19 protein-coding genes and 1 pseudogene are annotated in these 19,134 nt (G+C 74.8%); 15 read left to right on the forward strand and 5 right to left on the reverse strand.

The window, feature by feature from the left end; genetic code table 11:
- The first annotated feature begins 42 nt into the window (after positions 1–42).
- The 5 genes from KPL57_RS05430 to KPL57_RS05450 are packed head-to-tail and all read left to right on the forward strand — an operon-like array spanning position 43 to position 3,512.
- Positions 43–801 (forward strand): energy-coupling factor ABC transporter permease, encoded by a 759-nt coding sequence (locus KPL57_RS05430; RefSeq protein ID WP_020626267.1) that lies wholly within the window; start codon positions 43–45, stop codon positions 799–801.
- Positions 798–1,088, forward strand: a complete 291-nt coding sequence (locus KPL57_RS05435; protein WP_020626268.1) for an energy-coupling factor ABC transporter substrate-binding protein — start codon at positions 798–800, stop codon at positions 1,086–1,088. The genes KPL57_RS05430 and KPL57_RS05435 overlap by 4 nt, the downstream gene beginning before the upstream one ends.
- A complete protein-coding gene (gene cbiQ / locus KPL57_RS05440; RefSeq protein ID WP_226350751.1) occupies positions 1,088–1,819 on the forward strand; it encodes a cobalt ECF transporter T component CbiQ in 732 nt (243 codons plus the stop codon). The genes KPL57_RS05435 and cbiQ overlap by 1 nt, the downstream gene beginning before the upstream one ends.
- Positions 1,816–2,664, forward strand: a complete 849-nt coding sequence (locus KPL57_RS05445; protein WP_226350752.1) for an energy-coupling factor ABC transporter ATP-binding protein — start codon at positions 1,816–1,818, stop codon at positions 2,662–2,664. Before cbiQ ends, KPL57_RS05445 begins: the two co-directional genes overlap by 4 nt.
- A gap of 5 nt (positions 2,665–2,669) precedes the next feature.
- Positions 2,670–3,512 (forward strand): SAM-dependent methyltransferase, encoded by an 843-nt coding sequence (locus KPL57_RS05450; RefSeq protein ID WP_064485377.1) that lies wholly within the window; start codon positions 2,670–2,672, stop codon positions 3,510–3,512.
- A gap of 7 nt (positions 3,513–3,519) precedes the next feature.
- Here KPL57_RS05450 and KPL57_RS05455 read toward each other — a convergent pair whose 3' ends face one another.
- Positions 3,520–4,335 (reverse strand): crotonase/enoyl-CoA hydratase family protein, encoded by an 816-nt coding sequence (locus KPL57_RS05455; protein WP_020626272.1) that lies wholly within the window; start codon positions 4,333–4,335, stop codon positions 3,520–3,522.
- A gap of 79 nt (positions 4,336–4,414) precedes the next feature.
- Between KPL57_RS05455 and KPL57_RS05460 the strand changes: the two genes are divergently transcribed.
- On the forward strand, positions 4,415–5,203 hold the full coding sequence (locus KPL57_RS05460; protein WP_226350753.1) for an RNA methyltransferase: 789 nt from the start codon (positions 4,415–4,417) through the stop codon (positions 5,201–5,203).
- On the opposite strand, the gene KPL57_RS05465 is transcribed toward KPL57_RS05460, so the two are convergent.
- Both KPL57_RS05465 and KPL57_RS05470 read right to left on the reverse strand, forming a co-directional pair.
- A complete protein-coding gene (locus KPL57_RS05465) occupies positions 5,191–6,768 on the reverse strand; it encodes an AMP-binding protein (RefSeq protein ID WP_226350754.1) in 1,578 nt (525 codons plus the stop codon). The genes KPL57_RS05460 and KPL57_RS05465 overlap by 13 nt on opposite strands.
- A gap of 104 nt (positions 6,769–6,872) precedes the next feature.
- The gene (locus tag KPL57_RS05470) at positions 6,873–8,081 is read right to left on the reverse strand and encodes an MFS transporter (protein ID WP_075308010.1); all 1,209 of its coding nucleotides are present in this window, start codon (positions 8,079–8,081) and stop codon (positions 6,873–6,875) included.
- A 45-nt stretch (positions 8,082–8,126) separates the two neighbouring features.
- On the opposite strand from KPL57_RS05470, the gene KPL57_RS05475 reads away from it, so the two are divergent.
- Entirely contained in the window at positions 8,127–9,347 is a 1,221-nt protein-coding gene (locus tag KPL57_RS05475; protein ID WP_226350755.1) for an ROK family transcriptional regulator, read from the forward strand.
- Positions 9,348–9,357: 10 nt separating this feature from the next.
- Here KPL57_RS05475 and KPL57_RS05480 read toward each other — a convergent pair whose 3' ends face one another.
- Complete coding sequence (locus KPL57_RS05480; RefSeq protein WP_226350756.1) at positions 9,358–11,094, reverse strand: pyruvate dehydrogenase; 1,737 nt, start codon at positions 11,092–11,094, stop codon at positions 9,358–9,360.
- A gap of 196 nt (positions 11,095–11,290) precedes the next feature.
- Here KPL57_RS05480 and KPL57_RS05485 point away from each other — a divergent pair, with 196 nt between their 5' ends.
- The 8 genes and pseudogenes from KPL57_RS05485 to KPL57_RS05520 all read left to right on the forward strand — a co-directional run bounded on the left by KPL57_RS05485 (position 11,291) and on the right by KPL57_RS05520 (position 18,412).
- A complete protein-coding gene (locus tag KPL57_RS05485; RefSeq protein WP_020622688.1) occupies positions 11,291–11,446 on the forward strand; it encodes a hypothetical protein in 156 nt (51 codons plus the stop codon).
- 205 nt (positions 11,447–11,651) lie between these two features.
- Entirely contained in the window at positions 11,652–12,251 is a 600-nt protein-coding gene (aroQ, locus tag KPL57_RS05490; RefSeq protein WP_226350757.1) for a gamma subclass chorismate mutase AroQ, read from the forward strand.
- A gap of 98 nt (positions 12,252–12,349) precedes the next feature.
- Positions 12,350–13,396, forward strand: coding sequence for a leucyl aminopeptidase (locus KPL57_RS05495; protein WP_226350758.1), 1,047 nt, complete (start codon positions 12,350–12,352; stop codon positions 13,394–13,396).
- Positions 13,393–14,139 (forward strand): aspartate/glutamate racemase family protein, encoded by a 747-nt coding sequence (locus tag KPL57_RS05500; protein ID WP_308252782.1) that lies wholly within the window; start codon positions 13,393–13,395, stop codon positions 14,137–14,139. The genes KPL57_RS05495 and KPL57_RS05500 overlap by 4 nt, the downstream gene beginning before the upstream one ends.
- A 203-nt stretch (positions 14,140–14,342) precedes the next feature.
- Entirely contained in the window at positions 14,343–15,047 is a 705-nt protein-coding gene (locus KPL57_RS05505) for a GntR family transcriptional regulator (RefSeq protein ID WP_226350759.1), read from the forward strand.
- A gap of 20 nt (positions 15,048–15,067) precedes the next feature.
- Positions 15,068–16,045: an ADP-ribosylglycohydrolase family protein gene (locus KPL57_RS05510; RefSeq protein ID WP_075312282.1), complete on the forward strand. Its 978-nt coding sequence runs from the start codon at positions 15,068–15,070 to the stop codon at positions 16,043–16,045.
- A gap of 12 nt (positions 16,046–16,057) precedes the next feature.
- Positions 16,058–17,498 (forward strand): annotated as a pseudogene (locus KPL57_RS69350) (cytosine permease).
- Positions 17,495–18,412 (forward strand): PfkB family carbohydrate kinase, encoded by a 918-nt coding sequence (locus KPL57_RS05520; protein ID WP_226350760.1) that lies wholly within the window; start codon positions 17,495–17,497, stop codon positions 18,410–18,412. The pseudogene KPL57_RS69350 and the gene KPL57_RS05520 overlap by 4 nt, the downstream one beginning before the upstream one ends.
- A gap of 176 nt (positions 18,413–18,588) precedes the next feature.
- Here the strand turns inward: KPL57_RS05520 and KPL57_RS05525 are convergent, their stop codons facing one another.
- A complete protein-coding gene (locus tag KPL57_RS05525; RefSeq protein ID WP_226350761.1) occupies positions 18,589–19,065 on the reverse strand; it encodes a hypothetical protein in 477 nt (158 codons plus the stop codon).
- Positions 19,066–19,134 lie beyond the last annotated feature (69 nt).

Here is a 19,134-nt window from a genome sequence, read left to right on the forward strand (position 1 = left end):
TCAGGCTTGCACGAGCTAACGGCGGGGCCGTAGCGTTCGTCCGTGCACATCGCCGAGGGCTATCTCCCGCCGCTGCACGCGGCGGCCTGGACCGTCGTCGCCGCGCCGTTCGTCGTGCACGGCGCCCGGGCCGTGGTACAGCGCGTGCGGGAGGATCCGGACACCAAGCTGCTGCTCGCCGCGGCCGGCGCGTTCACCTTCGTCCTGTCCGCGCTCAAGATCCCGTCGGTGACCGGGTCGTCGTCGCACCCGACCGGCACCGGGCTGGGCGCGGTGCTGTTCCGACCACCGGTGATGGCGCTGCTCGGGACGGTGGTGCTGTTCTTCCAGGCCGTCCTGCTCGCCCACGGCGGGCTGACCACGCTCGGCGCCAACGCGTTCTCCATGGCGATCGCCGGGCCGTGGATCGCCTACGGCGCCTACGTCGTGGTCCGCAAGTTCGGGGGGTCGCTGGGGCCCGCGGTGTTCGCCGCGGCCTTCCTCGGTGACCTCGGCACCTACACGATCACCAGCGCGCAGCTGGCGCTCGCGTTCCCCGACCCCACCTCCGGGTTCGGCGGAGCCTTCGTCACCTTCGCCTCGATCTTCTCGATCACGCAGATCCCGCTGGCCGTGGCCGAGGGGCTGCTGACCGTGCTCGTCGTGCGGCTGCTCGTGCGCATCACCCCGGACGAGCTGCGCCGCCTCGGCGTGCTGCGTCCGGCCACGAGCACGGCCACGACGACGAGCACGACCACCGACACCGGTGGCGCCGCCCCGGCCGCGACCGCGCAGGGCCCGGAGAAGGAGGCGTCGGCGTGAGTCGCTCGACCGTCGTGAACATCCTGCTGGTCGTCGCCGTCGTCGCGTTGTTCGCGGTGCCGGTGCTGTTCGTGCCCGGCGAGTACGCCGGGTCCGACGGCCAGGCGGGCGAGGCCATCGAGGCCACCGGCTACCAGCCGTGGTTCAGCCCGGTGTGGGAGCCGCCGTCGGGCGAGATCGAGTCCGGGATCTTCGCGATGCAGGCCGCGGCCGGCGCGGGCGTGCTCGGCTACTGCATCGGCGTCGCCCGCACGCGCAGCCGGGAGAAGGCCGCCCGGCAGACCTGATGCTGCTGATCGACGAGACCGCCCACGCCAACCGCTGGCGGTCCCGGCACCCGGGGGAGAAGGCGTTCCTCGCCCTGGGGCTCCTGCTGCTCGCGGTCGTCCTCCCGCCGTGGCCCGGTGCCGTGCTGACCGGCGGCGCGGCGCTGGCGCTGCTCCTGGGTGGGGCCCGGGTGCCGTGGCGGACCGCGCTGCGGCTGCTCGCCCTGCCGCTCGGGTTCGTCGTCGTGGGGGCGCTGCCGCTGCTGGTGACCGTGGGCGGGGACCCGTGGCTCGCACTCGCACCGGGTGGACCGGCCCGGGCGGCCGCGCTCGTCGGACGCTCGCTGGCGGCGGTGTCCTGTCTGATCCTCTTTGCCGCGACGACGCCGCTCGCGGACACCCTGCCGCGGCTGCGGTGGGTGCCACCCGCCGTCCTGGAGATCACCCTGCTCGTCTACCGGATGCTGTTCCTGCTGCTGGACTCGCTCACCGCGGTCCGGGAGGCCCAGTCCCTCCGGATGGGGTTCCGGACGCGGCGGACCACCTTCCGGTCGCTGGCCGCGCAGGGGAGCGCGGTGTTCGTCCGGGCCTTCGACCGTGCCCGCCGCCTCGAGGCGGGCCTCGCCTCCCGCGGCTACGACGGATCGCTGCGCGTCCGGGTGCCCGCCCGCACCGTCTCGCCCGCCTTCGTCGCGGCGAGTGCGGCGCTGCTCGTCGCCGTCCCGCTGACGGCACTGGTGGTCCTCCCGTGACCGCGGTCCTGGAGGCCCGCGGACTGGTCTTCGCCTACCCGGACGGGCCGGTCGTGCTCGACGGGGCGGACCTCGCCGTCGACCCGGGGCGCAGGCTCGCCGTGCTCGGACCCAACGGCGGCGGCAAGACCACCCTGTTCCGGCTGCTGCTCGGGCTGCTCGCCCCGGCGGCCGGGGAGGTACTGCTCGACGGTGAGCCGGTCCGGCGCACCCGCCGCGGGCTGGCGCGGCTGCGCGAGTCCGCCCAGCTCGTCCTGCAGGACCCCGACGACCAGCTGTTCTCCGCCGACGTCGCGCAGGACGTGTCGTTCGGGCCGCTCAACCTCGGTCTCGACGGGGCCGAGGTCGACGCCCGGGTGCACGACGCGCTGGCCGCCGTCGGCATCGCCGACCTCGCCGACCGGCCGACGCACCGGCTGTCGTTCGGACAGCGCAAGCGGGTCGCGATCGCCGGTGCCCTCGCCGTCCGGCCCCAGGTGCTGGTGCTCGACGAGCCGACCGCGGGCCTGGACCCGGCCGGGGTGGAGGAGCTCGTCGTCGTGCTGGAGGACCTGCAGCGCGCCGGGACCGCGGTCGTGCTGTCCACCCACGACGTCGACCTCGCCCACCGCTGGGCCGACGACGTCGCCGTTGTCGCGCGGGGGCGGGTGCGGCGCGGTCCGGCGGCCGAGATCCTCGGCGACGCCGCGCTGCTCGCGGACGCGCGGCTCGGCCCGGCCTGGGCGCCGGCCGTCGCGCGGCTGCTCGCGCTGGTGGGCCTCCCGGGGACGACCCCCGCCACGGCGGCGGAGCTGCACGAGGTCCTGTCGGGACTTGCGGCCAGGGAGACACCGGCGGGAGGGTGAGGTCCATGACCGTCCCGGAACCCGCACCCGTCCCGGTGGACGAGATCGACCTGACGCTGCCCAACCCGGCGCGGATCTACGACTACATGCTCGGCGGCGGCCACAACTTCGCCACCGACCGGGAGTTCGCCGAGCGCCTGCTCGTCGCGCTGCCCGACACGCGGGAGCTCGCGCTCGCCAACCGGGCCTTCCTCGGCCGGGCCGTGCGGGCCTGTCTCGACCGGGGGGTGCGCCAGTTCCTCGACCTCGGCTCCGGCATCCCCACCGCCGAGCCGGTGCACGAGATCGCCCACCGTGCCGACCCGACGGCGCGCGTCGCCTACGTCGACGTCGAGCCGGTGTCGGTCGCGATGAGCCGCCAGCTCCTGACCGGTGTGGAGGGGGCCTCGATCACCGCGGCCGACCTCACCGACGTCGAGGCCGTGCTCGCCGCCCCGGGCGTGGCGGGCCTGCTCGACCCGGCCGAGCCGGTCGCCGTGCTCGCGGTCTCGGTGCTGCACTTCGTCGGCGACGACGACCTGCTCGGCGCCCTGTTCGACCGCTACGCGACGGCGTTCGGACCCGGCAGCATGCTCGTCGTCTCGCACGGCAGCACCGATGTCGACGACCCGCGCATCGCCGAACGGATGCGCACCGTCGAGCGGTTCACCCAGGACACCGCGCAGCCGGCCCGGTCCCGGGACCGGGCCCTGCTGCGCAGGCTGCTCGTCGACCGGCCCGGGCACCGGCTGGAGCTGCTGGAGCCGGGCATGGTCGACGTCGCCGACTGGCGGGCCGAGGCCGGGCGGTCGCCCGCCGGGCCCGCCGGGATGTACGCGGTCGTCGGTGAGGTCGTCCCGCGACGGTAGGGCGGGGTCAGTCCCGGTAGACGCCCTGGCGCTTCTCCATGAACGCGGTGACGGCCTCGGTCAGGTCGGCCGACACGAGCTGCCCGCCGTTCCAGGTGGCGATCTGGTCGAGCCCGTCGGCGACGGAGTGGTCACGGGCGTAGGTGATCGCGTACTTCGTGCCGCGCAGCGCCAGCGGGGACTTCGCCGCCAGCGACGCGGCGAGCTCGGCGACACCGTTCTCCAGCGCCTCGGCGTCGTCGTACACGCCGTTGACCAGGCGCAGCTCCTTCGCCTCGGTGCCGGACACCGGGCGGCAGGTGTAGGCCAGCTCGCGGGTGACGCCCTCGCCGACGATGCGCGGCAGCCGCTGCAGGACGCCGACGTCGGCGGCCAGGCCCATGTCGACCTCCTTCAGCACGAACGACGCGTCGGCGGTCGCGTAGCGCAGGTCGCAGGCGACGGCCAGGTCCAGGCCCGCGCCGAGGCAGACGCCGTGGATCGCGGCGATCACCGGTGTGCGGCAGCGCTCGATCGCGGTCAGGCAGTCCTGCAGGTCGAGAATCGTGCGGCGCAGCGCGTCGGCGCCGTGACCCACCGAGTCACCCGAGGCCTTCTCGCGCAGCCCGCCCAGCATCGACACGTCGATGCCCGAACAGAAGTGCCGCCCGTTGCCGCTGATCACCACGACCCGCACGGCGGGGTCGGCGTCCAGCTCGCGCACCGCGTCACGCAGCCCGAACCACATCGGCTCGTGCAGCGCGTTCGCCGCCTTCGGGCGGTCCAGGCGCAGCCGCGCGACCCCGTCCGTCACCTCGACCGCGATCCCCGTCGGCTCGCCCATCGGTCCCACCCTCCACGTGTCCAGCCCGGTCACCGGGAGGTTACCCCGGAGTAGGACGGCGGTGTCCTAGGCTCGTCCGGTGCCCGACCTGACCAGCACCGCCAACCCGCGCGTCAAGAACCTGGTCCGGCTGCGCACCCGTCGCCACCGCGACGCGGCGGGCGTCACCGTGATCGAGGGGCACGACGAGCTGGCGCTCGCGCTCGACGCCGGCGTCGAGCCGAGCGAGGTGTACTGGGCGCCGGACCTGGTGCGGTCCGACGCGCTGCTGCCCCGGATGCCGTCGGCGCGGGTGTTCTCGGTGAGCCGGGAGGTGTTCGCCCGGATCGCCTACCGCGAGTCCCCGGACGGCTGGCTCGCCGTCGCACCGGCCCCCGGCCGCCCGCTCGACGAGCTGGACCTCGGGCCGGACCCGCTCGTGCTGGTCGCCGAGGGCGTCGAGAAGCCCGGCAACGTCGGGGCGATGCTGCGCACCGCCGAGGCGTGCGGGGTGGACGCGGTGGTCATCGCGACGCCGGAGCGGGGCGGCACCGACTTCGCCAACCCCAACGTGGTGCGCGCGTCCAAGGGGACGGTGTTCGCGGTGCCGGTCGCGTCCGCGTCGACCCCCGAGGTCCTCGACTGGCTCGACCGGCGCGGCATCGCCACCCTCGTCACAACCCCGGCGGGGACGACCGGGCTCGCCGCCACCGACCTGACCGGGCCGAGCGCGCTGGTCATCGGGACCGAGGCGACCGGGGTGACCGACGCGTGGCTCGACCGGGCCGACGCCACGGTGGTCATCCCGATGCGTGGGCGGGTCAACTCGCTCAACGCCTCGATCGCCGCGGCCGTGGTGCTCTACGAGGCGGTCCGTCAGCGCGGCTGACCGGCGAGCTCGGCGCGCAGCCGCTTCTTGTCGGTCTTGCCGATCCCGGTCAGCGGGATCCGTTCGACGAACTCCACGGTGCGCGGCACGTACATCGCACCGGCGCGGTCGGCGACCAGCTCGGTCAGCTCGTCCGCGCTCGGGGACGGGGAGTCGGTGACGACGGCGGCGTGCACGGTCTCGGTGCCGTCGTCGTCGGGCACGCCGAAGACCGCGGCGTGCCGGACGGCCGGGTGCTCCATGAGCAGGTCCTCCAGCTCGGAGGTGTACACGTGCCCGCCCACGACGACGATCATGTCCTTCACGCGGTCGAGCAGGTGCAGGTAGCCGTCGGCGTCCTGGCGGGCGACGTCACCGGTGCGGACCCAGCCGTCGACGACCGTCGCGGCGCTCAGCTCCGGCTGCTTCCAGTAGCCGTCCATCTCCATGCCGGTGTGCACCCACAGCTCGCCGCGCTCGCCCGGGGCGACGGGCCGGCCGTCGGCGTCGGTGATGGCGATCGTGGTGGTGGGGATCGGCCGCCCGACGGTGCCGAGCAGGTCGGGGTTCCGGTGCTCCTCGGCGGTGAGCACGCTGATCCCGCCGGCCTCGGTCTGGCCGTAGAACTGGGTGAACACCGGGCCGATCCGGCGCAGCGCCTCGGCGATGCGGCGCGGGTTGGCGGGGGCACCGCCGTAGACCAGCGACCGCAGCGACGACAGGTCGGTCCGGTCCAGGTCGGGGTGGTCGAGGAGGCGGTAGATCAGCGGCGGCAGCAGGAAGGTGTGGGTGATCCGCTCCCGCTCGATCGCGGCGAGGAACGCACCCGGCTCGAAGGAGTCCTGCAGCACGACGGTGCCGCCCTCGGCCAGCGTGCGGTCGGCCATCGAGCCGCCGACGTGGGCGACCGGGGTGGCGACGAGCAGCCGCCCGCCGGTGGCGCCCGCGCCGAAGTTGCCGGCCCGGCGGCGCATCTCGGCGCCGCGCCGGTGGTGGTCGAAGGTGTAGGTGATGCCCTTCGGGTGCCCGGTGGTGCCGCCGGTGTGGCGGATCTGCTCGACGTCGTGCGGGAGGGCCCGGCCCCGGACCGGCTCGGCCGACGCGGTCGCGGCGAGCTCCAGCAGGTCGGTGCCGCCGTCGTGGGCACCCAGCCAGAGGACCTCGACGCCGTCGACGAGAGCCAGGACCGCCTCGGCGGACGCGGCGGCGTCGGCGTCGGCGAGCACCAGCGGCGCCTCGACGTCGGCGACGATCCGGGCCGTGGCGGCGGCCGACAGGCCCTCGTGCGGCTGGGTGATCCCGGCACCGAGCAGGGTCACCGCGAGCCGCGCGACGACGGCCTCGGGGGTGTTGCCCGCCAGCAGCGCGACGACCGATCCCCGCTCGACCCGCTCGTCGAGGACGTGGGCGAGCCGGTGCACCGTGTCCACCAGCTCGCCGGCGCGGATCCGGCGGTCGCGGTGCACCAGCGCCTCGCGGTCGCGGTCGGTGGCGAGGGCGTCGAGCAGCTCCTCGACGTCGCTGTACAGGCCCCCGCCGTCCGGGACAGCGCCGTCCAGGACGTCCTCGTGCAGACCGGTGGTCATCGCGGGTCTCCTCCCGTCGGGATCGTTGTTTAACGCAACGATCAACTCGGAGGCAGGCTTCCCAGAGGTGATCCGATCGACACCTCTCGTTTACACCGGAGTGCTCAGGCGGCCAGGGCGAGCTCCGCGCGCCGCTCGGCGCGCTCCATCCGCACCGCCTGCCACAGGGCGACCAGGCCCAGCAGCGGCAGCACCGTCGCGACGGCGGCGGGCGAGGTCCAGCCCCACCCGGCGGCCAGGACGAGTCCGCCCAGTGCGGCACCGAGGGCGTTCGCCACGTTGAACGCCGCGTGGTGCAGCGCCGCGCCCAGCGTCGGGCCCTCGCGGCCGGCGTCCATCAGCCGGGTCGCGAGCGCCGGGGTGGTCGCGGTGGTGGTGAAGGCCAGGGAGAACAGCGCCAGCAGCGCGAACACCGGCGAGGACGCGGTGAGCGCGAACAGGGCCATCGACACCGTGGCGGCGCCGAGCCCGGCCGCGATCGTGCGCACCGGCGCCGCCTCGGCGAGCCGGCCGCCGACCTGGTTGCCCAGCGTCATGCCGAGGCCGAACACGGCGAGCGCGAGCGGCACGGCCGCGGCGGCCAGGCCGGACACCTCGGTGAGCACCGGGGTGATGTAGCTGTACACCGCGAACGACCCGCCGAACCCGGTCGCGATGACCGCCATGGTGATCCACACCTGGCCGCGGCGCAGCGCGGAGAGCTCGCCGAGGATCGAGCCCCGGCGCTCCTCGCGGACGTCGGGGACCAGGCGCCACACGGCCAGCATCGTGACCACCGCGACGACGCCGACGGTCAGGTAGGCGGCCGGCCAGCCCGCCGCCTGCCCGAGCCAGGTCGCCCCGGGCACACCGACGATGTTGGCGATCATCAGCCCGCTCATGACGGTGGCGATGGCGCGCGGTCGCCGCTCCCGCGGCACCAGCGAGGCCGCGAGCACCGACGCGGTGCCGAAGTAGGCGCCGTGCGGCAGTCCGGCCAGGAACCGGGTCACGACGAAGGTGCCGAAGGTCGGGGCGAACGCCGACGCCACGTTGGCCACCGCCAGCGCGCCCGCCAGGGCGAGGAGCAGGTGCTTGCGCGGCCACCGTGCGCCGAGCACGGCGAGGACCGGCGCGCCGACGACGACGCCGATCGCGTAGGCACTGATGGCGGTTCCGGCCTGCGGCACGGTGGCGCCGAGGTCGGCGGCGAAGGCGGGCAGGAGACCCATCGAGGCGAACTCGGTGGTGCCGATGGCCAGGCCGCCGAGGGCCATCGCGGCGAGCGCGAGCCCGGTGGTGGGAGACTGGGGCGAGGTGAGAGCCTTTTTCATCGTGACACGAGGATAAATCGTGGCAGGCCGGAGGTGTCAACGACGATGACCGCGATGTCAGCGGGTTCACGTTCCGGGCCCGTCGCCGATCCGGGCGAACGCCCCGGACGGGCCGAGACCGACCGCTGGCGTGCCACCGCCGAGGTGCTGGCCGAGGTCCGGCGCGAGCCCGGCCTGACCCGTGTCGAGCTCGCCCGGCGGCTGTGCCTGGCCAGCGGTTCGGCCACCGAGATCGCGGCCCGGCTGCGTGACCTGGGCTGGGTCACCGAGGAGCGCGCCCCCTGCGGTGGGCGCGGGCGGCCGACCACCACCCTGACGCCCAACCCGGACGGGCCGGGCGTCGTCGCCGTCGACGTGCGGTTCGAGGGATGGCGGGCCGGACTCGCCGGGCTGGACGGCGTGCCGTTCGCGGTGCGGTCGGGCCCGCACCGGCGTCGCGACCCGGACTCCGTCGCCACGGAGCTGGACGGGGTGGTCGGTGAGCTGGTCGCGCAGGCACCCGGACCGGTGGTGGCGGTCGGGGTCGGTGTGGCCGCGACGGTCGTCGACGAGCACTTCGCCGAGACCGGTGGCGGCCAGGGCTGGAGCCCGCTGGACGTGCGCCGGATCGGCGCCGGGCCGGGCCTGCCCGTGCTGGTCGGCAACGACGCCAACCTCGCGGGCATCGCCGAGGTCCGCGACGGTGCCGCGGCCGGTGCGGGCACGGCGCTGTTCCTCACCGTCGAGGTGGGCATCGGCGGCGCGTTGCTGCTCGACGGGCGCGCCCAGGCCGGTGCCCGCGGCGCGGCGGGGGAGCTGGGACACCTGCCGTTCGGCGACCCGGCGGCCCGCTGCGCCTGCGGCGCGCGGGGCTGCTGGACCACCGGCGTCGACGGCCGGGCGCTGGCCAGGATGCTGGGCGAGCCCGAGCCGGACGCCCCGTACAGCTACGCCCGCGCCGTGCTCGACCGTGCCGCGGCCGGCGAGCCCGGCCCGGCGGCCGCGGTGACGAGCGCGTCGGCGTCGCTGGCCCGTGGGACCGCCGGGCTGGTCAACGCGCACGACCCGGAGGTCGTCGTGCTGGCCGGGCTCGGCCCCGCCCTGCGGGCCGCGGCGCCCGAGGCGTTCGCCGTCGCCTACGACGACGGGCTGATGGCCTTCCGTCGCGCCCTCGCGCCGCCGGTGCACGACGACGCGCACGGCGAGGACGGCGTGCTCCGGGGCGCCGCCGCGATCGCGCTGGACCACGCGGTCTCGGCCCCCGGGCTCGCCGCCCGCGCCGGCTGACGCACCCCGCTCAGGGGCGCGGGATCGAGCGCAGGTTGCTGCGCGCCAGCTCGACCATCCTCCCGACGCCGCCGTCGAGCACCGTGCGGGTCGCGGCGAGGGCGAACCCGCGGACCTGCGCGGCGGTGATGTGCGGCGGGATGGACAGCGCGTTCGGGTCGGTGCGCACGTCGACCAGTGCCGGGCCGCGGTGGTCCAGCGCCCGGCGCAGCGCGGCGCGCACGTCCGACGGGTCGTCGACGGCCTCGGCGTACAGGCCGGCGGCGCGGTCGATCCCGGCCAGGTCGGCCGGGCCGTGGTCGGTCTGGAACGACGGGTAGCCCGCGACCATCATCTCCAGCCGGATCATGCCCAGCGACCCGTTGTTGAACGCGACGACGGTCAGCGGCAGGTCGTGCTCGGCCGCGGTCAGCAGCTCGCCGAGCAGCATGGTCAGCCCGCCGTCGCCGGACAGGGACACGACCTGGCGGTCCGGGTACGCGAACTGCGCACCGATCGCGTGCGGCAGGTCGTTGGCCATCGTCCCGTGCCGGTAGGAGCCGATGATCCGGCGCCGGCCGTTGGGGGACAGGTAGCGCGCCGCCCACACGTTGCACATGCCGGTGTCGACGGTGGCGATCGCGTCCTCGGCCATCTCCTCGTCGAGGACCGCCGCGACGTGCTCGGGGTGGATCGGGCGCAGGTCGGAGACCTTGCGCGTGTAGGCGCCGACGACCTTCTCCAGCGCCTCCGCGTGCTTGCGCAGCATCCGGTCGAGGAAGGAGCGGTCGGTCTTCTCCGCGATCCGCGGCAGCAGCGCGTCCAGGGTGGACGCGGCGTCGCCGTGCACGCCCAGCTCCAGCAGGGTGCGACGCCCGAGGCGTGCGGGGTCGACGTCGATCTGCACGGTTCCGCGCTGGGGCAGGAACGAGTCGTAGGGGAAGTCGGTGCCGATCAGGATCAGCAGGTCGGCCTCGTGCGTCGCCTCGTAGCAGGCGCCGTAGCCGAGGAGTCCGGACATGCCCACGTCGTAGGGGTTGTCGTACTGGATCCACTCCTTGCCGCGCAGCGAGTGGCCGATCGGCGCCTTCACCCTGTCGGCGAGTGCGAGCACCTGCTCGCGGGCGCGCTCGATGCCGGCCCCGACGAACAGCGTCACGGTGTCCGCGGCGTCGACGAGCCGGGCCAGCTCGGCCACCTGCTCCTCGGACGGTCGCACGACGCCGGTGGGCGGGGACAGGTGCGAGGAGCCGGTGTCGCTCGGGGCGTCGAGCGCGCTGACGTCGCCCGGCAGGACCAGCACCGACACGTCGGACTCGGCGAGCGCGGTCTGCATCGCGATCCGCTGCATCCGGGGCATCTGCTCGGGCCGCGAGATCAGCTCGCAGTACGCCGAGCACTCGGTGAACAGCCGTTCCGGGTGGGTCTCCTGGAAGTAGCCGGTGCCGATCTGGACCGACGGGATGTGCGAGGCGATCGCCAGCACCGGCGCACCGGTGCGGTGGGCGTCCATCAGGCCCTGGATCAGATGCGTGTTGCCGGGGCCGCAGCTGCCGGCGCAGACCGCGAGCCGCCCGGTGAGCTGGGCCTCCGCCGCGGCCGCGAGCGCCGCGGCCTCCTCGTTGTGCACGTGCACCCACCGGATGCGGCCGTCGCGGCGGATCGCGTCCGCGATCGGGTTGAGGCTGTCGCCCACCAGGCCGTAGATCCGTTCGACGCCGGCCTGGTGCAGCAGCTCGATCATCTGGTCGGCCACGGTGCGGCCCATGTCGTCCTCCTCGCGCTCGGGTGCGAGAGCCGTGTTCCCCCTCCGGCGCCGGGCCGAACCGTTCCGGCGTGTGACGGTCCCCGCGTACCGCCCGGCGCACGGCAGGTCACGAATCGGGCATCGGAATCGATTCCCGCGCTGCGGAACCATCCGGACGTGAGTACTTTCCCCTCACATTCCTGGGAGGGGACGCGAAATGATCATTCTTGGTCTGATCCTGCTGCTGGTGGGCTATTTCACCGGTATCTCCATTCTCTACTACCTCGGCGGCCTGCTGGTGATCGTCGGTGTGGTCCTGCTGATCCTGGGGGCGATCGGACGGCCGGTGGGAGGGCGCAAGGCCTGGTTCTGACCGGGCTGGCCGGACTCGGCCACGGGAATCCGCGGACCGGGTGACGGCCGGCGTCGTTGCATTCTCCGCGGGGTGCGTCTCCGGAAGACCGGAAACGCACCCCCGCGGTGTGTCGTGGCGAAAGGATCACCGGGGCAGGGGGCGGATTCCGGGAATGTCGCGGGCGTCGGGGGGTCGCGACCGCTGCGGTCGTAGGCTCGCGGCTGTGATCGGCAGACGCGGTACCGCACTGGCCGGGGCCGTCCTGGCCCTGGGACTGCTGGCCGGGTGCGGCGACCAGCCCCTCCCGCTGACCGAGGGCCCGCCCGGCGCGTCCCCGGCCGACGGGCTCATCCGGATCGTCGAGCTGTCCGCGCAGCGCGCCCGGATCTCGGACCAGGTGGCCGCGGCGAAGTTCGGCACCGGAACGGCCGTCACCGACCCGGCACGGGAGGCGGCCGTCGTCGCCGAGACCCGGGCCGACGCGACCCGCGACGGCGTCGACCCCGACTGGGCGGCCCGGATCGTCGCCGACCAGATCGCGGCGAGCACCCAGGTGCAGAACGACCTGATCCGGCAGTGGACCGACCGGCCCGACACCCGTCCCGCGCAGCGGCCCGAGCTGGCCCGGGTGCGGCCGCAGCTGGACCGGATCGGCGACGAGCTGGTGGTCGCGCTGAAGCTGGCCGGCCCGGCCCGGGCGAACGAGGAGTGCCCGTCGACCCTGGCCCAGGCCGCGGTCGAACAGGCCCGTGGGCTCGACGAGGTCCACCGCAACGCCCTCGGGCGGTCGCTGAAGTCGGTCTGCGACGGCGCCCCCGGCTGATCCGTCCCGTGTGACGGTGCCGTTTCCGCTCGTCGCAAGGTATTGCGTATCCGGATAGTACGTGCTCGGATTAATCGGACGAGACACGGAGGTGCGCGATGGACCAGGACCTGTTCAACGACATCTGCCTGCAGCAGCTGACGCTGTCGGGCGTGCACGAGGGGGAGACGGTCGTCGTCCTCACCCGGGGCGCGGAACGGACCGAGTACGCCGACGCCTTCCTCTGGGCGATCCAGAAGCTGGGTGCGACCGGCTACCACATGCGGCTGCCGTCGCCGGCGAGCGCGGGCGGCGCCTGGGCGGTCGGCGACTCCGGCCTGGGCAACATCCCGCTGGCCGTGGACGCGCTCAAGGCCGCGGACATGGTCGTGGACTGCACGTTCCTGCTGTTCAGCAAGGAGCAGTTCGCGATCCAGGACGCGGACACCCGCATCCTCACCGCGGTCGAGCCGCCCGAGCTGCTGGCCCGGCTGATGCCGACCACCGAGCTGCGCGAGCGCGTCGAGACCGGCGCGGAGCTGCTGGCCAAGGCGTCGACCATGCGGATCACCAGCCCGCACGGCACCGACGTCACCTACCGGCTCGGCATGTACCCGACGATGAGCGAGTACGGCTACACCGACACCTCAGGCCGCTGGGACCACTGGCCGGCCGCCTTCGTGTTCACCGGCGGTGCCGACGACGGCGTCGACGGGAAGATCGTCCTCGCCCCCGGCGACGTGCTGCTGCCGTTCAACACCTACGTGCAGACCCCCGTCGAGATCACCATCGAGGAGGGCTTCATCCGCGACATCCGCGGTGGCGCTGGCTCCTCCGGGCTCGACGCGGACCTGCTGCGCTCCTACATCGAGAGCTTCGACGACCCGCGAGGCTACGGCATGAGCCACGTCGGCTGGGGTCTCGACGAGCGCGCCCACTGGCACGGCCTGACCCAGTTCGGCGGTGGCATGGGCATGGAGCTGCGCAGCTTCTACGGCAACGTCATGTTCTCGATCGGCCCGAACAACGAGCTCGGCGGCCCGAACGACACCGCCTGCCACTTCGACATCCCGATGCGCGGCAACTCGCTGTTCCTCGACGACGAGCTGATCGTCGACGCCGGGGAGCTGACCGTCCCGGAGATGCGCCCGGTGGGGAAGCGATGACCGACCACCACGTGGGGATGATCGTCCCCAGCTCGAACCTCACGATGGAGACCGAGCTCCCGCGGATGCTGCGCGCCCGCGAGGACGTGCTGCCCGACGACCGGTTCGTCTTCCACGCGGCGCGGGCCCGGATGCAGCACGTGACGCCCGAGCAGCTGCGTGCGATGAACTCCCAGGCCCGGCGGGCCGCGGCCGAGCTGGCCGACGCCCGCCCGGACGTCGTCGCGACCGCCTGTCTGGTGGCGATCATGGCGCAGGGCCCCGGCTACCACTGCACCGCCGAGGACGACATCACCGCCGCGCTGCGGGCCGAGGGCTCCGAGGCGCCCGTCGTCTCCAGTGCGGGGGCGCTGCTGTCCGGGATCGCCGCGCTCGGGGCGCAGCGGGTCGCGATCATCACGCCGTACCTGGAGCCGCTGACGAAGGCGGTCGTGGACTACCTCGAGGACGCGGGGGTGCGGGTCGTCGACTCGCTGTCGCTGGAGGTGCCCGACAACCTCGCCGTCGCCCGGCTCGACCCGGCCGACCTGCGCGAGCACTGGCGCAGGCTGGACCTGACCGGTGCCGACGCGCTGGTGCTCAGCGCGTGCGTGCAGATGCCGTCGCTGCCGTCGATCGAGGCGGTGCAGGAGGAAGTGGGGATCCCGGTGCTGTCCGCGGCCACCGCGACGGCGCACCGCATCCTCACCGAGCTCGGGCTGGAGCCGCGGGTGCCCGGGGCGGGGGCGCTGCTCGCCGGCTGAGCCCCGTGGGGCCGGGACCCGCGTGCCGCACCGGCACGCGGGTCTTCGTCGTGTCCGCGGCCCGACCGCCTCCGTGATCGCCGGGTGTGGAGCGCAGGGGTCGCCGGGCTGGCGTCCGCACTCCCCGCCCGGCGATCACGACGTCGGGACCGGTGCCGACGTGGGGGTGGACGGGGGCGCCTTGCTGCTGTACATGTTTGTACATGTCTGAACAGGGTGGCCGCTCCAAGAGGGCGCGCCTCGTCGAGGACCTCGCCGGGCGGATCCGCTCCGGCCGGTTGCCGAACGGTGAACAGCTCCCGGGGGAGAACCAGCTCGCCCGCACCTACGCCGTCTCCCGCGGCACGGTCCGCAGCGCGCTGGCCGAGCTCGCGCGGCGCGACCTCATCACCACCGAGACCGGTGTCGGCTCGTTCGTCACCTTCGACGGGTCGCCCCTGGACCAGCGGCTCGGCTGGGCGCAGGCGTTCGCCGCGTCCGGCGCGGCCGTCCGCACCGAGCTGCTCGGCATCGCCGCGGGCGGCGACCCCGGTCCCACCGGGTACGAGGGGCCGCTGGTCACCGTGCGCCGGCTGCGGCGGGCCGGGTCCGTCCCGGTCTCGCTGGAGACCGCCTCGCTGCCCGCCACCGGTGACCTCGCCCGGCTCCCGGAGACCGGTCTCGTCGACGGCTCGATCACCGCCACCCTCGCCGCGGCGGGCCTGCTCGGCGTCGCGGGGGAGCAGTGGATCTCGGTCGCCCCGCTCGACACCGCCGACGCCGTCACCCTCGAACGCGAGCCCGGCGAGCTGTTCCTGCGCGCCGTCCGGGCGACCCGCGACGCCCGCGGCGGGCTCGTCGAGCACGTCGTCAGCCTGCTGGATCCGCAGCGCTTCCGGTTCCACCTCGCGTTCGGGGAGCAGCGGTGAGCGACCCGCACGACCGCGCCATGGGCGCGCTGCTCGGCCTCGCCGTCGGCGACGCCCTCGGGATGCCCACCCAGTCGCTGTCCCGGGCCGCGATCACCGAGCGCTACGGCGTCGTCGACCGGCTCCTCGACGGCGCCGACGACCAGCCGATCGCCCCGAAGCTCCCGGCGGGCACCGTCACCGACGACACCGAGCAGGCGCTGCTGCTCGCCCGGATCCTGCTCGACCACGGCGGCCATGTCCCGGCCCGGGTGTTCGCCGGTGCCCTGGAGGCGTGGGAGCAGGACATGATCCGGCGCGGGTCGCTGGACCTGCTCGGCCCGTCCACCCGCCGGGCCCTGACCCGGCTCGCGGACGGTGAGCCGCCGGAGCTCGCGGGCCGCGACGGCGTCACCAACGGCGCCGCGATGCGCGTCGCGCCGGTCGGCATCGCGCACACCGGTCCGCGGCTCCTCGACGCCGTGGTGGAGTCCGCGGTCGTCACCCACCACACCGCACCCGGGATCGCCGCCGCCGCCGCGGTGGCCGCCGCGGTGTCGGCCGGGGTGTCCGGCGCGGGGCTCCCTGCCGCGCTGGACGCCGCGCTCGACGCCGCCCGGGCCGGTGCGCGACGTGGCGGCTGGGCGGCGGGCGCCGACGTCGCCGCCCGCCTCGACGTCGCGTTCCGGGTCCTGCCCGGGCTCGACCGCGCCGCGCTCGCCGACACCGTCGTCGACGTCGTCGGCACCTCGGTCACCGCGACCGAGTCCGTCGTCGCGGCCCTCGGGCTCGCCGCCGCCCTCGGCGACGATCCCCGGGCCGCGCTGGTCACCGCCGCCTCGCTGGGCGGTGACACCGACACCGTCGCCGCGATCTGCGGCGCGGTCCTCGGAGCGGTGCACGGCGCCGCCGCACTGCCCGCCGACCTCGTCGGCACCGTTCGCCGGGTCAACGCCGCCCTGCTCGATCCCCTCGACGACGTGGTCGAGGGGCTGCTCCGCCTCCGCCTTCCATCCTGACAGGAGGCCGACATGGCCACCAGCACGACCGACACCGGCACCGCCGGGACCGGCACGCTCGAGACCCGCGGCATCGAACCCGTCCCGGTCGCCGAACGGCACGGCCGCCCGGGGCAGCTCTTCTGGGTCTGGTTCGCCGCGAACATCTCCATCCTCGGTCTCCCGCTCGGCGCGACGCTGGTCGCCTCCGGGCTGAACATCACCCAGGCGGTGATCGCCGCGGTGCTCGGCAGCGTCGGGTCGTTCGCGATCGTCGGCGCCGTCTCGATCGCCGGGCGGCGCGGCGGGGCCCCCGGCTGACGCTGTCGCGTGCGGTGTTCGGCGCCCGCGGCAACATCGGCCCGACCCTGGTCTCGCTGCTGTCGCGGCTGGGCTGGGAGACGGTCAACACCACCACGGCCGCGTTCGCGCTGCTGTCGCTGGTCACGATCGTCGCGGGCACCAGCCCGTCGGCGAAGGACCACCCGGTGATCACGATCGTCTGCATCGCGGTGTTCGTGCTGTGCACGGTGCTCGTCGCCGGGCTGGGGCACGCGGTGCTCGTCGCGGTGCAGCGCTGGGCGACCTGGGTGTTCGGCGCGCTGAACATCGTCGTCGGCGGGTTCCTGGTCGCCACCGTCGACTGGGCCGCGGTCGCCGCGGCCGCCCCCGCGCCGTCGGGTGCGGTCGTCGCCGCGGTCGGGGTGATCGCGGCGGGCACCGGCATCGGCTGGGCCAACGCCTCGGCCGACATGTCCCGCTACCAGTCCCCGTCGATGCGGGCCGGCTCCCTGGTCGCCTCGGCCGCGGCCGGTGCGGGCATCCCGCTGGTGCTGCTGATCTCGCTGGGCAGCCTGCTCGCCGCCGGTGACCCGACCCTGGCCACCGCCGAGGACCCGGTCGCCGCGATCCGCGACCTGCTCCCCGCGTGGATGGCGATCCCGTACCTGGTCGCCGCGTTCGGCGGGCTGCTGCTGTCCAACCACCTGTCGGTCTACTCGGCCGGGCTGACCACGCTGACCTGGGCGTGCGGCTGCCGCGGGTGTACGCCGTCGTCGTCGACGTGCTCGTGACCTTCGTCGGCGCGATCTACTTCATGCTGATCGCCGACGGCTTCTACCCGCCGTTCATCGCCTTCATCAGCGCCCTCGCCGTGCCGATCACCGCCTGGGTCGGGGTGTTCGCCGTCGACATGCTGCGTCGCCGTCACTACGACCCGGTGGCCCTGATGGACACCTCGCACAGCAGCGGCTACTGGTACCGCGGCGGGATCGAGCCGCGGGCGACGGCGGCCTGGGCGCTGGCGATCGTCGTCGGTTACCTGTTCGCCACCGTCGGGCCGTCGTCGGAGCCGTGGTTCACCGGGCCGCTCGCCGGCACCTGGTTCGGCGAGAACGGGCTGGCCTGGGTGATCACCTTCGTCGTCGCGGCCGGGGTGTACGCCGCGCTGGGCGGGGCCCGGGAGCAGCGGTGACCGGCCGGCTCGTCCACTCCGGACAGGTCCTGGTCGACCTGGTCATGCAGGTTCCCGCGCTGCCCCCGCCGGGCGGTGACGTGCTCGCCACCGGCACCACGATGCTGCCCGGCGGCGGGTTCAACGTCGTCGCCGCGGCCGCCCGGGCCGGGGCCGAGGTCCTCTACGCCGGCGGGCACGGCACCGGTCCGCACGGCGACCTGGTGCGGGCCGCGCTGGCCGCGGAGGGTGTCACGGTGACCGCGCCGCCCGACCCCGGTGGCGACACCGGGATCTGCGTGACCCTGGTCGACCCCTCCGGGGAGCGGACCTTCGTCACCGGCAGCGGGGTCGAGACCGCGCTCCCCGCCGGGCTCCCCGCGACCACCGCCGACGACGTGCTCTACGTGTCCGGCTACAGCCTGCTCGTCCCGGACAAGGCCGGGGCGCTGCTCGCCGCGGCCGAGGAGTCGTCGGCGACGGTCCTGCTCGATCCGGGGCCGCTGGTCACGGACGTGCCGGACACGCTGTGGGAGCGGATGCTCGCCGCGACCGGGGTACTGAGCACCAACGCCCGGGAGGCGCGGCTGCTGACCGGGGAGCCGACCCCGGCGCGTGCCGCCGGGGCGCTGGCCCGGCAACTGCGCGACGACGCGGCCGTGGTCGTCCGCGACGGAGCCGCGGGCTGCGTGGTCGTCCGCGACGGGACGGTGGAGGCCGTCCCGGCGCCGGTGGTGGACGCCGTCGACACCAACGGCGCCGGGGACGCGCACTGCGGTGTCCTGGCCGCGGAGCTGCTGCGCGGCACCGCGTGGTCCGAGGCGGTCGCCCGGGCCGGTGCGGCCGCGGCACTCGCGGTCACCCGGCACGGGCCGGCCACGGCGCCGACCCGGGCGGAGCTGGACGCGTTCCTCACCGGGGCTGCCGCGGGGTGAGGGTGTGCGCCGTTGGTAGAGCTGCGCTCCGTCGGGCAGGGCGCGCCCGTCGGTACGGTGCGGCCGCCGGGCGGCGCGGCGGCGTCGTCGCTCCATGATCGGCACGAGTGGAGCGCCGAGGCCGGTGGACTGCGCTCCGGACTCCACTCCTGGCGATCATGGACGGCGCAGGGCCCTCAGGTTTCCGGCGCCCGCCGCCGTCGCCATGCCCTGGACGGTCTCCTGGACCGCGCGGAACGCCGGGCCGCAGACGGTGGCGTCGCCTTCGGCGAGGGTGCCGGGTCGGCCTGGCAGCCCTTCGCGGCGAAGTCGTCCAGCGCCTTCCCGACGAGGTCGGCCTGCGTGGCCGCGCGGGGTGCGTCCTGCCGGACCTGGGGCAGCACGTTGCGGATCTCGGTGGTGAACCGGCCGCAGCGCGGGAAGACCTTCGCCGCGTCGCCCGACCAGCAGGGGTCCTGGGCGTAGAAGCGGAACTTGGTCCGCAGCGCCTCCAGCCGGGGGCGCCGACCCGCTCCGAGGCGGTCTGTCCCGGCCAGGGCTCGGTGTCCTGCGCCGACGAGCTGGCGGGACGGTCGGCGGAGCAGCCTGCCAGGAGCAGGGCGGCCACCAGCAGGACGGCCGCCCGCAGCAGGGACGTGATCGGGCGCGGGCACGGTTGCACACCGAGACGGTAGGCCCGCGCCGATCGCCCGGGAGCCGGGGCGGCGTTGGGCGGGGCGGGG

It is taken from the genome of Pseudonocardia sp. ICBG601 (assembly GCF_020496245.1).

Bases quoted from the DNA above. Each gene is read 5' to 3' on its own strand.
- KPL57_RS05475 (WP_226350755.1), top strand. From the start codon at position 8,127: ATGACCGCGATGTCAGCGGGTTCACGTTCCGGGCCCGTCGCCGATCCG.
- KPL57_RS05505 (WP_226350759.1), top strand. From the start codon at position 14,343: ATGTCTGAACAGGGTGGCCGCTCCAAGAGGGCGCGCCTCGTCGAGGAC.
- KPL57_RS05465 (WP_226350754.1), bottom strand. From the start codon at position 6,768: ATGACCACCGGTCTGCACGAGGACGTCCTGGACGGCGCTGTCCCGGAC.
- cbiQ (WP_226350751.1), top strand. From the start codon at position 1,088: ATGCTGCTGATCGACGAGACCGCCCACGCCAACCGCTGGCGGTCCCGG.
- KPL57_RS05500 (WP_308252782.1), top strand. From the start codon at position 13,393: ATGACCGACCACCACGTGGGGATGATCGTCCCCAGCTCGAACCTCACG.
- KPL57_RS05495 (WP_226350758.1), top strand. From the start codon at position 12,350: ATGGACCAGGACCTGTTCAACGACATCTGCCTGCAGCAGCTGACGCTG.
- KPL57_RS05450 (WP_064485377.1), top strand. From the start codon at position 2,670: ATGACCGTCCCGGAACCCGCACCCGTCCCGGTGGACGAGATCGACCTG.
- KPL57_RS05455 (WP_020626272.1), bottom strand. From the start codon at position 4,335: ATGGGCGAGCCGACGGGGATCGCGGTCGAGGTGACGGACGGGGTCGCG.
- KPL57_RS05485 (WP_020622688.1), top strand. From the start codon at position 11,291: ATGATCATTCTTGGTCTGATCCTGCTGCTGGTGGGCTATTTCACCGGT.
- KPL57_RS05510 (WP_075312282.1), top strand. From the start codon at position 15,068: ATGGGCGCGCTGCTCGGCCTCGCCGTCGGCGACGCCCTCGGGATGCCC.
- KPL57_RS05470 (WP_075308010.1), bottom strand. From the start codon at position 8,081: ATGAAAAAGGCTCTCACCTCGCCCCAGTCTCCCACCACCGGGCTCGCG.
- KPL57_RS05480 (WP_226350756.1), bottom strand. From the start codon at position 11,094: ATGGGCCGCACCGTGGCCGACCAGATGATCGAGCTGCTGCACCAGGCC.